The sequence below is a fragment of the Anaerosolibacter carboniphilus genome (genome assembly GCF_014205875.1).
GTDB lineage: Bacteria > Bacillota > Clostridia > Peptostreptococcales > Thermotaleaceae > Anaerosolibacter > Anaerosolibacter carboniphilus.
Genome location: NZ_JACHEN010000042.1, coordinates 21,101 through 36,910 on the forward strand (window position 1 = coordinate 21,101; position 15,810 = coordinate 36,910).

Genomic DNA, 15,810 nt, shown 5'->3' on the forward strand with positions numbered 1-15,810 from the left:
ATCCTTTATCTACTTAAGTTTTGTCTATTCTATCCAAAAAGCATAAAGAGGATTCTATTTATCTTTAGAACCCTCTTTATCTATACGTCATCAAATACGAATGAAGTATCGGAAAATACTATTCATACACACCATACTTAATGATGCTTAGATATTTATCCAGCATATCTACATATTTGTCTATGTCCTCTATTAAGTTGCCTTCTCTGTTTTTATACTGCTTAACAACTATCGTTTCAATGTGATGGGATATGATGAGCAATAGATCCATCACCATTTTAGGGTCGATATCCTTTCGAAATTTATCCGTGTTTATCATTTTAAATAATCGCTCATGGGAGCGATTATGCCGAACATCAATCTCCTCCCTGAGCTCCATTGGAGCCTCTAACATGGCTCCCAGAATAAACTTGAAATCATACGTATTTTTCTGCATAAGGTCTTTATAATATTTCCCCATATGGTCAAAATGATCAAAAACATCAAACATTTTTTCCTGTCCCTGATCATGAAAATGTTCCAAAAACTTGCTAGTAAGTGACTCTAACACGTGATCTACAAGGTATAAATATAAACTCCTTTTATTTCTAAAATAAAGAAACAATACGCCTTTGGAGATACCCAGCCTCTTCACGATCGTATTTGTTGAGGTGTTTTCATAGCCATTTATGGCAAATTCCTCGATACATACCTGCAAAATATCATTTTTTTTGCTCTCGGGTAACTTTTCGAAGGTTTCATACATTCGCGTTCCCCTCCTCTAAACCACGTTGGATTTTTATATTTACTTCTTAGGCTCAATCGGTTTTATTTTCATGCCTTCCCGAATACTGTTGTCTGGCTCGGATAAAACAAGTTCTCCTTCTTTCAACCCATCCACAATTTCTACAAATAACTCGTCCTGTATTCCCTTCTGTATCGTTCTAAGAACTGCCTTTCCTGATTCTACCACAAACACGCAGCTTTTTCCCTGATAATCAAATACAGCACTTACAGGCACCATTATAACATTATTTTTTCTTTGTGTAATCACTTTTATGTCAACCTCATACCCAGGTTTCAATTCTGTGATTTGCTTCAATGGCGCTATGGTAACAGAAACCTTTTTTTGGTTGACACCAAGGGAAGAAGTTATCGTTGTTGCACTGGGTGCAATTTTAGTAACTTTGCCACTTATCACCTGTTTTCTTTCTGATCTTTCTGTGAGCTCCACCTCATCCCCTAGCTTAACATCGGTAACATCGTCTGCAAGAATGTACGCTTCTACTTCAATATTTTCAATATTTCCGATCACAAATGCAATGGTCCCTGGCATGCCCACGGTATTGGTTTCTACATTTCTTTCGAGAATGATTCCATCTATCGGTGATACGATCTCCTGTTTTTTTAGACTCAATAAAGTGCTTTCCCGATTTAGTGCTGCTTGCTCCATTTGCGCCTTATAAGCTGCCCGGATACTTTCTGGTGTATTGTTTTCAATCTCCTGTAACTGGATTTGAGCAGTATTTAGCAAAGCTTGTGCATTTTTCAATGCAGATTCCTTTTGATTCAGTTCGTAACGACTTACTGCACCTGCCTCATAAAGCATCTTTGTATTATTAAAATCGTCTGAGGCTAACCCATAGGCATCTTCTGCTTGTCGCACTGCAATTCTTCCCTTTTCTACCTGGGTTGCATAGTTCCGTATTTCACTGCCCTGGAAACTCGCCTCGATTTCCTTTATTTTCTCATCTGCATCTTTGAGCTGTATTTCTAACTGCTCCTTTTCCATAGTGAGAAGTATATCTCCCTTTTTCACTTGCTGTCCAACTTCCACCGCTATAGTTTCGATCCGCCCGCTTCCTTCAATGCTTACGGTTTTTTGTTCCTTACACTTTACAGTTCCTATATCTTCCACATATTTTTTTATATCTCCGCGCCCTACCTTTGCAACATCTACCGCCATCCCCCGATTGGAAAAGACCCATATTAGAGAAGCTATCAATACCGCTCCGATCACCAAACCCCATATCATCTTCTTTTTCATTACATCTGACCTCCTATAAAATATTGCCTGCTCAAAATAATTTTTTCTGTTACTCTGCACTTTTTAGAGATTCAACCATATTGATGGATATGATCTTTTTTGTGAGTAATAAATTTGCCGTTGCTGTAAAAATAGTGATCAACAGTGCTGCCATCCAATAACTAGATAAATTGAGAACAACGGGCAGCTGCATATTGTCCGTCGTCTGCATTTTAATCACAATCTCCAAAAGGAATCTCCCCAGAGGGATTCCAGCTATAATCCCAAAAGAACTGATAAAGAAATTCTCGTTAAATACCACACTTTTCAATTCTCCTGCGATAAACCCTAGTACAGATAAGGTTGCAATTTCTCTTCGGCGCTCAAAAATATTGATATTCGCTATATTATAAATAACCGCAAAGGCTAGAATCCCCGCACCAAGAATCATAAAGACAATGACGGAATTCATCGACTCCAGCATCTTCTCATTATTGGCTACCACCTCCGATTTGGACTGAATGGTACTAATCGTCAGTATATCCCTTAATTGATCGATGACTTCTTTCTCATATTCTGGGTTTTCCAGGGTAATATAGGCAGCATTGGTGACAAGTCCTTCCTTCAGTAAATAATCTAGATAATCTGCGCTGCATATGGCGCTTTGACCTGTATACTGGGCTATGACACCTTTTACGTTGACCTCTTTTTTATCCTTCTCTTCATTCTTTCCGGGATAAAAGGATCGAAGATATGCCTTCTCCCCAATCTGCAAGTCTAAGGTATTCAACAACCGCTCTGGAAGCAAAATCCCTTCTTGCGGAAGCGCTACAGGTTTACCATCCTTGTCAAGGACACCATATAGAGTTGAATTTTTTTCTAATGCAATGAGACCGATATCTTTCTTCATCCAGCCGTTTGTGATCTCCATACCACTCTCCAGTATCGGTTCAATGGACTGGATATGGTCAATGCTTCGTATAAAACTGAGCTCATCCGAATTCATGATTTTTGAAAAACTGATCTTTATATCGTATTTTTGTATTTCAGAAAATTGTACGCGCATTAAGTCATCTATCGAATTCTTTAATCCAAATGCCACCAAAAGCAGGGCCATTGAAAAAATGATTCCTACGGAAGCCATTGCAGACCGCTTCTTATACCGAAAAAGGTTCCGCAAGATGATTTTCCAGCTGAAATTAATCCTTTCCCAAAGCAGCGAGATATTTTCTAAAAACATTTTCTTACCAGAAGCAGGGGGTTTCTGTCTCATAGACTGGGCTGGAACTAGATACAGCTCTTTTCTGCATGCATTATAACCCGCTGCTATACAGAAGAGCAATGCCAGTGAGGCAGCCGGCAGTACCAGTGACCCATGGATTGTAGTTTCTTTGATAGGAAGGCTATACATCATGTTAAATAAATTGAGCAACCCGCTGCCTACGATAAAGACTCCCATTATTGACCCAGTAATACTTCCAAGTATACCAACCAGCAAAGGATAGGTCTGATAGTGGAGCATAATATCCAAATTGCTGTAGCCCAAAGCTTTCAGGACCCCCATCTGTGTCCGTTGGTTCTCAATCATCCTCGTCATGGTAATATAAATAATCACCGCTGAAGCAATGAAAAAGAGCATGGGAAAAACTGCCGCCATGGACTTTAAAGAGGTTACATCTGCATCAAATGTACTGTAACTGATCTGATCCTTTCTTTCGATGGTGCTGATCACTCCATACGGTTTCAGTATTCTTTTCAGTTCATCCTTAACCTTCTTGATATCCCCTTCCTGGTTTAAAAGCACATTGATGTCATTTATCGAGCCTTTGAAATCCAGAATGCTTTGCAAGTAGGATTTTTTTACGTAGATGACGCCAAACCTTGTAGGGTCAGGTATCATTTCACTTCCATCCCGCAGTTCTAATACATATTCAGGGCTTTTGGCTGTACCCACCACCTTCAGTTTCAGCCGATCCCCGTTGATGATGGGTTCAATAGTTTGACCAATTGATAATCTATTGGCTTTAAAAAAGGATTCAGATACGATGCATTGATTGCTTGCATCCATGGAAAAATAGCTGCCAGATTTTAATTGGATATCATTAACGATAATGCTCTTTTCATCGGGAAGAGAAATAAGTCTAACCGTTGCTTCCTTTTCTGGCATACTAATCCTTACATCCCGAACAATTCTTCCAATGGCCATCTGTACGCCTGGAATCGTCTCTATCCGTTTCATGACGCCCTCAGGCGCTCGATATACGGAACTCCATAGATCCGCAAGCCGATAATCCTTAAAGTGCTTGTTGCCCGACTCAGAAAGGTTCTCCAACGCTGAATTCAATCCGGTATAAAACATCACGCCAATAATAACCACCGCTAAAACAGATATAAACTGCCCCTTTGATTCTCCAAGATCTCTGTAAAACTTTTTTAAAAAGATCCACATTACCATTCAATCCTTTCTATCGGCATGGGGTTCTCATTCAATTCAACGGCCTCTACTTTTCCGTTTTTGATTCTTACAACCTTATCCGCCATTTGTGCAATAGGACTATTATGGGTAATAATCATCACCGTCTTTTTGAATTGTTGGTTTACGTCTCTGAGCAGCTTCAAGATGGCTTTTCCAGTCATGTAATCCAGGGCACCCGTGGGCTCATCACATAGAAGCAGGGTAGGATTTTTGGCAATCGCTCTGGCAATAGAAACCCGCTGCTGTTCTCCACCAGAGAGTTGAGCCGGAAAATTAGCCATTCTTTCTCCTAGTCCTACCTCCTTTAACACCGATACGGCATCTAGGGGATTATCACAGATTTGGGCTGCAAGTTCCACATTCTCCAAAGCAGTCAGATTCGGCATCAGATTATAGAACTGAAATACAAATCCGATGTGCTTTCTTCTGTACATCGTCAAATCACTCTGGTTTAACTTTGCTATGTCTTTCCCATCAACCCAAACCTCTCCAGAGGTAGGGAAATCCATACCGCCTAAAATATTCAATACGGTGCTTTTGCCCGCTCCGCTGGGTCCCAACACAACTACCAGCTCTCCTTGAGCAACTTCAAAAGATATGCCATTGGCAGCCCTGATTTTTACTTCTCCCATTACATATTCCTTTACGACATCCTTAATTGTAATAATTGGTTTCATTTGGCCTCGCCCCCTTATATCACACTCTGACCACATGGTCATTATATGATTATTATATATCTTCTCCTTATTTCCAGTCAATGACCATGTGGTCAGAGACATGCTATTTTTTTAAGTAAATCCTATATAATCAATAAAAAAAGCGCCTAAGGGCGCTTTCGCTAGGGAACCCTAGGTTCCCTTCGACGACTGCTATCGCAGTCTGAGCATTCAAACAATCTTCAAGATCCTTCATTCTTGAAAGATATGATTTAAGTAATTGATCGTCTATATAGAAGCTTTGTTCTTGATACGCAGATATATACTGATTATAACTACTCCACAGATAATCTTTTGCATACCGCGTAATGTTTGCTTTTACTGGAGACAGGATATTTCCTAAAAATGTGCTGCAATGACCTGCAGATAATTGGCTCCCCCTCCAAAAATAAAGATCCTGTTCTCTTTGAAATCCAAGGAGAACAGGACTCCACATAGATATTTATTATCTATCTTATCTCTTCAACACGAACTTCATATGCTTTTCCATTTACTTTTAATTGAAATTGCCTTGTACCGATCACTTGCCTTGCAGTACACGCCTTCTTTATGGAAGCAATCTGCTCCTCCATCTCTCTTAGTACTTGATGTGCTTCCGTTACTGTTGTCTGGATAAATTCAATCTTGTCATTAGGCTTAGATTGAGCAAGCTTTCCTAAGTCTCCCCATATGGCATTTCCGATTTTTGTATATCCCCCTGTAGTTTGTCGATCTGCCATCATAATGATAGGTTTTCCATGCCCAGGAATTTGAATCGCCCCAAACGCAATACCGTCAGAAATAATATCGCCTCCGTCTACATGTTCGATTTCTGGGCCATCCAGTCTAAAACCCATTCGATCACACTCATTGGTTACAGTATATTGGCTGGAAAAGAAGGTTCTGATCCCATCAGCAGTAAAGAGGTCATCCTGAGGTCCTAGCACAACCCTTACAGTCATCAAATTTGTATATTGGGGTATATACTGACTAGGTACCTTTCTCCCCTTCAAGGTAGACAAAGCATGTCCAGGCTTTCCAATCTTTATAATATCTCCTGTTTTTAATGTTCTTCCTTCATAACCACCTATCTTGGCCTTTGTATAAGTAGACTTGCTTCCCATGACCAAAGGTACATCAATTCCTCCAGCTAATGCAATATAGCTCCTACACCCATTTTTTGATCCACCAAATGTAAGTCTATCCCCTGCTTTCACATAGATGCTCTTCCACATTTCAATAGGTTCCCCATTTATAAGTGGAGATAAATCGCCACCTGTAATTGCAATAACTCCTTCATGCGCGAATTCGATCTGCGGTCCTATCATGGTTGCCTCTAGCACTGCCTCGCTCTCTTCATTGCCAACCAAGATATTCCCTACTCGATGGGAAAAGCTGTCCATCACCCCTGCCACAGGAACACCAAATTGTTGATAGCCATATCTTCCTGCATCTTCTATCAACGTTAAAAGTCCTGGATTTATAATTTTTATTTCTCCCATCCTACTCCAGCACTCCTTTCTTTCCTATAGTCCGGCACTGATAATTCCCTTCTTCCACCGCTTTTTCTATTTGAATATATTCCTTTTCCGTAATGCTAACAAATTTTATATAATCTCCTGGATCCAGAAGAATGGGCCGCTCTCTTTTCGCTTCATATAGCTTTAAAGGGGTCTTTCCAATCAATTGCCATCCTCCTGGACTATCGATTGGGTATATTCCCGTCTGATTTCCTGCTATTCCTACCGAACCACCGCTAATTTTTGTTCTTGGTTCTTTCAATCTGGGTGTAGCTATTCTTTCATCCATTCCCCCCAAATATGGAAACCCAGGTGTAAATCCAAGCATATAAATGAGATATTCCCTTGCGGTGTGAATATCAATTACTTCCTCAATAGACAATCCATTGTGCCGTGCCACATTCTCAATATCTGGCCCATAAGTTCCGCCATATACGATAGGAATTTCAATTACCTTAGGAGCAGGGATTTCTACCGTATTTAATTCTCGTTCGATATACCGTAGTTTTTCTACTAAATCCTGATAATTGATTTGACTGGGATTATACTGTACCATTAATGATCGATAGGTAGGAATCATCTCGATAATTCCCTGCATATCCCTCTGCTTTATAGCAATCATCATCCCCCGAACTTTGCTATTGATTTCTTCTGAGATCATATTTCCAAACTCTAACACCAAAGCCTTATCTCCAGCTACTAAATATTTTGTCTCTTTATACATTGTATTGCCCCCTTCAGTGCTTTCCTATGAGCAAAATAGAACATACCTAGCTATTCACTTTGTCTATAAAATTACTTAGATACCTTACCTGCTAATGTACTAACATAGTCATACTCTTTAGGGCAGTAATACCCGCATATCCAGCTACGATAACAATGACTGCACCAAATACGAGTAACCAAGTAGGATGCTTATAGGTGTCGCCTACAATATCTTTTCTTCTTGCTGCTAAAAGAATCGTTCCAATCGTAATAGGCAGAATCAAACCATTTAAGGATCCTGCTAAGATTAATAATTTAGCGGGTTTTCCTAGTACAGCCATAATAAATGTAGAAGCAATGATAAATGCCATAATGAAGTATTTCTCATTTTTTTCAATAAACGGATGTAATGTTTTTAAGAACGATACAGAAGTATAGGCTGCCCCAATGATCGAGGTAATTGCCGCTGCCCATAAAACGATACCAAAGAATTTATATCCAATGGTTCCAGCACCATGTTGAAATGCAGACGCTGCAGGATTTGATGCATCTAATTGAAATCCTTTGCTCACAACCCCTAATACCGCCAAGAATAGGAGTACTCTCATAATGGACGCAATAACAATTCCCATAATAGAGCCCTTTGTAATTTCCTTTAAATTTTCTTCACCTGTAATACCTGCATCAATCAGTCTGTGTCCCCCTGCAAAGGTTATGTACCCTCCCACAGTGCCTCCCAATAAGGTGATGATTGGGAAAATTAACACATTTACATTCTCTGGGGCCACACTTCTATAAATTGCTTCTCCAACGGGCGGTTTTGTTGCGAATGCAACATAGGCTACAATGGCAATCATCAAGCCTCCTAAGATTTTCACAAATCTGTCAATGACCGAACCTGCATCCTTAGATAAAAAAACAAGAATACCAATAATACCACTTATGATTGCTGCTAGCTTTACGTCTATTCCAAATAATACATTTATACCTAGAGCTGCTCCTCCAACATTTCCAATATTAAAAGCTAATCCGCCTAACGCCACAAGGATAGCAACAAAGTATCCCATCCCTGGGACTACCTTATTTGCAATATCTTGTCCTCTCATACCTGATACACCGATCACTCGCCAAACATTTACTTGGGCTCCAATATCTAAAATGATAGAAATTAAAATAACAAATGCAAAACTTGCAGCAAACTCAGCCGTAAATTGAGCTGTTTGCGTTAAGAAGCCGGGTCCAATTGCTGATGTTGCCATAATAAATGCTGCCCCTAGAATTGCGCCTAGATTTTTTCTTTGCCCATTTCCGCTTTTTTTTAGCATCTCCTTTGATACTTCCATTTCTATATTCCTCCTATTTAATAAAATTTGAGAATTTAGTAACTTTAATGCCTTCGACTTCCAGCGTATGACGGATTCTTTTCACAAATTCCACGGCTTCTGGATTATCACCATGGACACATATGGATTGTGCAGTAATTTCAATATCTTCACCTGTTATCGCTGTCACTTTACCCTCTTTTACCATTCTTACGACTCTTGATATGGCTAACTCTGTATCATGGATCACTGCACCCTCAATATTTCTTGCTACCAAAGTTCCATCTGCATTGTATGCTCTATCTGCGAAAACCTCACTGATTACCTGTAGTCCCACTTCTTTTCCAGCTTTTATCATCTCGCTGTTTGCAAGTCCTAATAAGATAATCTCCTTGTCAACTTCATAAATGGCTTCTGCGATTGCCCTTGCTAAAAGATAGTCTTTTGCAGCCATATTATACATTGCCCCATGAGGTTTCACGTGCTGTATCTTTTCTCCATGGGACACTACAAAAGCCATCAGAGCGCCCAACTGATACTTGGTATATGCCTTGGCTTCCTTTGGCGTAACCGCTATATTTCTTCTTCCGAATCCCATTAAGTCTGGGTATCCAGGGTGGGCCCCAATTCCAACACCATATTTTTTTGCCATTTGTACTGTTCTTTCCATCACAAGAGGATCCCCTGCATGCCACCCTGTGGCAACGTTTGCAGAGGTTACAAACTGAATCACCTCTTCATCTAACCCAATCTTATAACTTCCAAAACTCTCTCCTAAATCACTATTTAGATCTACGCTATACATATTTTCCACCTCCCAAATATTTACCCTGATGTTTATAGCAAAAATGATGCCAATATTCAGAACATTGAAAGATCCATCTTTCTCGAAAAGCATTGTTCATTTTCGCACAAATTAAAGAGCGATTCCGCACGTATTTGCGAAATCGCTCTTACTCTTATTGTCTTTTTAAGATTCAGAAATATTTTTCTAGCTTTCTCTTTAAAGCAAATCGACTAATTCCTAATAGTTGAGATGCCTTTGAATAGTTGTCTTGAGAAAGCTCTAATGCTAATTCGATATATGCCTTCTCCATCCTTTGGATCTCTTCATCTAAAGAAAATTTTTCCTTTATGAGTCGATGTTTGAACGTATCTTCTGGCAGCGTATTCGTTCGGACATTTAGGGGTTGCTGTGAGATCTCCAGCGGTAAATGATATGAATCAATAAAATCATCTCTATACAGGATGACAATTCTTTCTATTACATTCTTTAGTTCTCTGACATTCCCCTTCCAAGCATAGTTTAATAATTGTTCTTTGGCACTTTGCGTAATTCCTTTAATAGCTTTTCCGAATTTTTGATTATATACATTTAGAAAGTGCTCCGCTAATAATAAAATGTCTCCTCCCCTTTCACGCAAGGGCGGAAGATGTATTGGTACAACATTCAACCGATAATATAAATCTTCTCTAAATTCTTTTTGCTGTACAGCCTTTTCTAAATCCTTATTCGTGGCAGCAATTATTCTTATATCTACTTCAATGTCCACAAGCCCACCAATTCTCTTGAATTTCTGTTCTTCTAAGAACCGAAGTAATTTGGCCTGCATTTCCAGGGGTAGTTCTCCAACCTCATCTAAAAAAACTGTCCCTCCATCCGCCAGTTCGAAAAGACCCTTTTTTCGAGCTCCAGCTCCAGTAAAGGCATTTTTCTCAAACCCAAACAGCTCACTTTCTACAAGATGCTGTGGAATGGCTCCACAATTAATCTTTAGCATGGAAGCATCCTTTCGGACACTATGATTATGTATTGCCGAAGCTACCAATTCTTTTCCTGTTCCAGTTTCTCCTCGTATGAGTACAGTTACCTTGTCATTTTGGGAAAGGATTTCAACCTTATCTTGTATTTCCCGCATCTTTGGGTGATTGCTGATCATAAAAGGCCTATTTTCCTGCTTTTCTTTTTCTAGCAGATAAATTTTCTTCTGCATTTCAAAATTCTTCAATGCCTTTGATATGAGAAACTGAATCTCCTCGAGATCAAAAGGTTTGTGAATATAGTCAAAGGCACCATTTTTTATAGCCGTTACTGCTGTTTTGGTATCTCCGTAGGCCGTCATCATAATCACTTCTACTTCCTTATCGATAGCTTTGACCTTTTTTATTACCTCCAGCCCATTTTCTTCTGATAGCCTCATATCTAAGAATATAATCTGAGGCTTAAAATCAAGAAGTTTTTTAATTCCTTCTGTCCCGGTACACGCTGTATCTACATCATATCCAAAATCCTTTAACCCTTCTTTCAGGGACATACATAGTACTTTTTCATCATCTATAATGAGTATGCGCTTCTTCATTTGCATCACCACCATCTATTGGAAATCTTATTTTAAATGTTGTTCCTCTGTTTAATACGCTTTCAACCTCTATCTCTCCATGATTTTCAACAATCAGCTTGTGCACTACAGATAAACCTAGGCCTACGCCTTGTGGATAGGTTGTAAAAAAAGGGTTAAATATCTTTTCCATGTCCTCTGCGCTAATGCCACATCCATTATCCTGAAATTCAATCGTAACAAACTTGCCTTTTTCGCTAAGGATATTGTCTAATTTGATATTCAATATCCCGTCCATTTCCATTGCTCTGAGTGCATTGGTAACAATATTTAAGAATACTTGTTCAATTTGGCCTTTGTCAATGAGCACATATATTTCTTTAGCATTTATTATCTTATTTATCTTGATTTGTTTTTCAGAAGCTTCTTTTTTGATCAAATGAAGGGATCGATTTAAGATTTCTGTAATATCTACTATTTCATATTTCGGTATCCGCGGTTTAGCAAAATCAAGTAATTCTGTTATTAAATTGTTCAATCGATCAATCTCATACAGCACCCCGTTAAAAAGCTCTTGATTTACTTCTTCTTCTGACGTACATAATCTTTTTTTCAACACTTGAACGCTCATTTTCATACCAGCCAATGGATTTCGTATTTCATGGGCTAGCCCTGCTGCTAACTGTCCCACAGAAGTTAGGCGATTTACTCTTTCAATTTCCGTTTCAATCTTCCGTCTCTCCGTAATATCATTAAAATTACATATAGCACCGCTCACTTTTTGCTCTTGTGTCCTTAGCAGCGATGTTGTTACATCTATATATATCTTATCGTTAGGAAACCCCTTCTGAAAAACATATATGTTATTTATGTTTTTACCTAGCATCAGTGTCTCTTTTAACTGCTTGATTAAAGTCTCTTCTATGTCTTGATTTTCTTCATGATTCCTCATCTGACATTTTAACATTCTCTCTGCAGGCTGGTTCATTGATACAATATTGCCATCTTCATCCACCGTAATAATTCCAGTAGAAACATTTCTCAAAATATCTTCATTAAACTGCATAATTTCCACTAGCTTTGCTGTATTCAACTGCAACTTTTCGATCATATTATTAAAAGAATCAGCCAGCATACCTATTTCATCTGTACGCTTAATATAAATCTTCTCTTTTAAATTTCCTCTAGCAATTCTATTACATACATCTGCCAGCAGCTTGATAGGTTTTGAAATATTATAAGCAATCAATATGGTAGCTTGCATGGAAATTACTAAGGAAATAATTGTTACCAGCAAGGTATACTTCTGAGTTCCTATCAACTCCTCTGAAAAAATGCTCTTGTTTATAGCATAACCAAGGGTCCATCCCCATGGAATATAGGCTGTATACGTAAATAGCATATGATCCTTTTCTATAATTTTATTATATCCTTGGGATCGTTCCTCCTCTATGTTTTTCATTAGTATATCTGCCCGATTAAAGTGACTGAGAAGAATTCCTTTGTTTTCAATGATTACTAGTCCTGGTTGTTCTAGCTCCTCATAGTATGCGATAACTTCCTTCTTTGCTCTTTCTAGAGAAATTCTCCCTGTATTTACTTCTTCATTTATATTTTTAATAAAATACATCGTTTCTTTTATATTCTCTTCCATATACCTTTTTTGATTATCGAGCAACAATTGATAGCCGTTCCAATAGGATACGATACCCAAACTAGCGATTGAAAGTATGACCAGTATCATAAAAGGGATTAAGATTTTATTTTCTAAATCTAACTTCAATGTCATCACCTTTTCTGTCATAAGTATATCTGCTAACTCCGTAAAATAAAAAAATGGAAGCAACTACACCAGGGAAAGCAGGATGAATCATGTGCTCATTTATACCCGTAATCTTATATTTAAATAACCATATGATCATCACTACCAAACCTCCTATAAAAGAAGATATGGCACCTTCCTTCGTTGCTTTTTTCCAAAACAAGCCTCCATATAAAGGCAGTAAAAAGGTAACAGAAAAAACTCCCCATATATGGCTACCATAGACCAACAAGCTCTTTGGCGGACTAATCGAAAGTATTAGGGAGATTGTTCCTGCGATTAAAATAAATAGGCGATTAAAATTGATGAATCTATCATCATCTATTTCAGCATTTGTCAGATTCTTAAATATGTCATAAGTAAATCCACTTGATAGAATAAGCAATTGTGAATTCGCCGTTGAAACAGCCGCTGCTGTAATACTGATTAAAATAAATCCGCTTAAGCGGGAATAAATTACCTTGTTAATGATATATGGAAAAACCTCATCTGTCGACTGAATATGAGCAATCGACGGCTGTAGTACTCTTGATCCAATACCTATAATAAATATTCCTACATAAACGATAGATAGGATTAGAACAGAAAAGCATATCATCTTTACAGCAGTTTCTTTATTTCTCGCAGATGTGATGCGCATAGCATATTGAGGATTTGCAGCCAGACCCAGCCCCCATCCACAAAATCCTGTTAGAACCATCATAGGTGGATACATCCCTTTTGAAAAAGGGTCCAGGAGTGCTCCTTTCTCCGTTATAAATGGAAATTCAGGAAATGGTCTCGTAGAAATGAGTGCGGCTTTCTTATGTAGTATCATGATTCCATCAGCATGATTAAAAATAAGCCCTGCTGCTAGGGCAGTACCTAAGACAATTAGAATAAAATTCAATCCATCTGTTTTTGTGACGGAAAATAATCCTCCAAATGTTGTATAAATAATAAATAAGTACACCAAAATGATTGCTAAAGTATAATTGATATCTAAAAGCTCCGACATTACAACCCCGAATCCTCTAATCTGAATAATCATGCAGAAGGTATAGCTAAAAACAATAATGCAGCCTCCCATGGCCTGCAGCATCTTACTGTCATATCGGATTCTAAAATATTCTGGTACCGTTAAAATATCATATTCTTTTAGCCTTGGAGCGATCACAACTAAAAATGCAGCCCCGAAGAACCATGGGACGACTGCATATAATACCGCAGAATACCCATATGCATATAAAGATCCTGAGAGTCCCTGCATAGAAGCAGCGCTAAACCATGTGGCCGTATGCTTGGTAATAAACCTAAGCTATTTCCGGCAACAAAGAAGTCTCTTATATTATTGGTCTTCTTAAATCCCCCTTTGCCATACCATAGTAATATAATGGTATAGAGAGTAAAGTACATAAGATAAACAATTGCTTTATTCATCTTTGAACACCTTCTTGTGTTTCAAAATAAGTGCTACCAGTGTAGGCGATAGCGCTGAAATAATAAACAGTCCACCTACTATAAGCATTGTCTCTGCTGGAATCCCGAAGAAAAGCAGATCACTATTCATCTCGTTCCCTCGCTTTCTAAGAGATATATTGGCTTCTGATGAATTAAAATGTGTATGCATCCTAATTCATCTAGGGTACAAAGAATATTTTATCATATTGTCTGAATTTTTAATATCTAATCAAATAATTAGCATATCCCATTTGATCTTTGAATGAGTTCAGTCTACCTTAATATTGTGATTCTCGAAATCTACACTACGAAACCCTAAAACTTTTCTACTATTTTTTCCTACTTCACCTCTAATTCCATCTCTTTTTCCCATTATGACACCAAATCGTCGCTTTCTTCTCCTATTTTGCTGTAAAAGTCCATGAAAAAAGACTATAGGAGAAACCCTACAGTCCTTGCTTTCACTGGCGGAGAGAGTGGGATTTGAACCCACGGTACTATCTCTAGTACACACGATTTCGAGTTGTTCGAGGTTGATTATATCTGTTTTCGGGTACTTTCACTTGGTTGTCGTTATGCTTGATTTTTTAAGCACCCTTTTCTCTTTTGTGATTAGTGATTGTTGATTGTTTCTAGTTGTTGTCGCCACTTCGCCGCCGTACCGTCGCCTCGTCGACGCCTAGACCTATTATTGCATATTAGATAAATATGGTGAAATAACTTTATCTTACATTATGCCTGTTATCCGAACTATTGTATGTTAATAGTTCCAGCTTTATTTGCTAAAGCACCAGGTATCAATTCAAGAGCCATGCACCATTCAGCTTTTTTTGTTTTGTCAGCAATGTGGAATATTCCATATTCGTAAGATGGTTTAAAACCAAACTTATGATAAAATTCTGGTCCTCCACAAAGGAATACAGATGTATATTTCATACTTTTTGCAATTCGAAAAGCTTCCATCATCATTGTACGAGCAATCCCCTTGCGGAAAAAATCGGGATGAACACTTATTGGAGATAATAAGAGTTCAGTATAAACATTATCAGATGTTGTAATGTTTGTTTTATATAAAACGATTTGACCTATTAATTTTCCATCTTCATTCTCTGTAACCAATGAAAGTTCAGGAATAAAGGTATCTTTTTTTCTCACCTCATTCAAATAATCCCATTCTCCTTCATTAGTTGATGTAGCAAAAGATTTTTTCACAAGTTCATAAACTTCATTATAATCGGTGGGTCGTTCTTGCCGTATAATCATATAAGCCTCCTATACATCGCATAAATGATTTTTGATTCGCAATAATCCACAGTTACGACACAATATATGAAGAATGCGACATATCGTAGGCAACCGTTCTGAATCATTGTCTGCCCGTAATCGGAACGCCACAAGGGGCGTTCCCTTGTAATATATAGTTAGATGGATTATCCATTTTCTATCTTAAAAAAGTCCGAATAATCATGTCAGTGGGTATATAAAT

13 protein-coding genes are annotated in these 15,810 nt (G+C 38.2%); all 13 read right to left on the reverse strand.

The genetic code is table 11. The features are described from left to right. Window positions 1-118 precede the first annotated feature (118 nt). Window positions 119-745, reverse strand: coding sequence for a TetR/AcrR family transcriptional regulator (locus tag HNQ80_RS23185; protein WP_184313182.1), 627 nt, complete (start codon window positions 743-745; stop codon window positions 119-121). A 39-nt stretch (window positions 746-784) separates the two neighbouring features. Beyond that, entirely contained in the window at window positions 785-2,026 is a 1,242-nt protein-coding gene (locus tag HNQ80_RS23190) for an efflux RND transporter periplasmic adaptor subunit (RefSeq protein ID WP_184313184.1), read from the reverse strand. 49 nt (window positions 2,027-2,075) lie between these two features. Further along, window positions 2,076-4,454 (reverse strand): ABC transporter permease, encoded by a 2,379-nt coding sequence (locus HNQ80_RS23195; protein WP_184313186.1) that lies wholly within the window; start codon window positions 4,452-4,454, stop codon window positions 2,076-2,078. Continuing rightward, window positions 4,454-5,158 (reverse strand): ABC transporter ATP-binding protein, encoded by a 705-nt coding sequence (locus HNQ80_RS23200; protein WP_184313188.1) that lies wholly within the window; start codon window positions 5,156-5,158, stop codon window positions 4,454-4,456. Before HNQ80_RS23200 ends, HNQ80_RS23195 begins: the two co-directional genes overlap by 1 nt. A gap of 488 nt (window positions 5,159-5,646) precedes the next feature. After that, a complete protein-coding gene (locus tag HNQ80_RS23205) occupies window positions 5,647-6,678 on the reverse strand; it encodes a 5-oxoprolinase subunit C family protein (RefSeq protein WP_184313190.1) in 1,032 nt (343 codons plus the stop codon). Window position 6,679: 1 nt separating this feature from the next. After that, complete coding sequence (gene pxpB / locus HNQ80_RS23210; RefSeq protein ID WP_184313192.1) at window positions 6,680-7,420, reverse strand: 5-oxoprolinase subunit PxpB; 741 nt, start codon at window positions 7,418-7,420, stop codon at window positions 6,680-6,682. Window positions 7,421-7,511: 91 nt separating this feature from the next. Continuing rightward, complete coding sequence (locus HNQ80_RS23215) at window positions 7,512-8,744, reverse strand: NRAMP family divalent metal transporter (protein WP_207727170.1); 1,233 nt, start codon at window positions 8,742-8,744, stop codon at window positions 7,512-7,514. 13 nt (window positions 8,745-8,757) lie between these two features. After that, the gene (locus HNQ80_RS23220) at window positions 8,758-9,528 is read right to left on the reverse strand and encodes a LamB/YcsF family protein (protein WP_184313194.1); all 771 of its coding nucleotides are present in this window, start codon (window positions 9,526-9,528) and stop codon (window positions 8,758-8,760) included. Window positions 9,529-9,700: 172 nt separating this feature from the next. After that, window positions 9,701-11,083 (reverse strand): sigma-54-dependent transcriptional regulator, encoded by a 1,383-nt coding sequence (locus HNQ80_RS23225; protein ID WP_184313196.1) that lies wholly within the window; start codon window positions 11,081-11,083, stop codon window positions 9,701-9,703. Then, window positions 11,055-12,866: a sensor histidine kinase gene (locus HNQ80_RS23230; protein WP_184313198.1), complete on the reverse strand. Its 1,812-nt coding sequence runs from the start codon at window positions 12,864-12,866 to the stop codon at window positions 11,055-11,057. Before HNQ80_RS23230 ends, HNQ80_RS23225 begins: the two co-directional genes overlap by 29 nt. Then, window positions 12,823-14,172, reverse strand: a complete 1,350-nt coding sequence (locus HNQ80_RS23235; protein ID WP_330603000.1) for a sodium:solute symporter family protein — start codon at window positions 14,170-14,172, stop codon at window positions 12,823-12,825. Before HNQ80_RS23235 ends, HNQ80_RS23230 begins: the two co-directional genes overlap by 44 nt. Window positions 14,173-14,295: 123 nt before the next feature. Further along, window positions 14,296-14,433 (reverse strand): hypothetical protein, encoded by a 138-nt coding sequence (locus HNQ80_RS23240; protein WP_184313202.1) that lies wholly within the window; start codon window positions 14,431-14,433, stop codon window positions 14,296-14,298. A 641-nt stretch (window positions 14,434-15,074) separates the two neighbouring features. Beyond that, the gene (locus tag HNQ80_RS23245; protein ID WP_184313204.1) at window positions 15,075-15,587 is read right to left on the reverse strand and encodes a GNAT family N-acetyltransferase; all 513 of its coding nucleotides are present in this window, start codon (window positions 15,585-15,587) and stop codon (window positions 15,075-15,077) included. Window positions 15,588-15,810 lie beyond the last annotated feature (223 nt).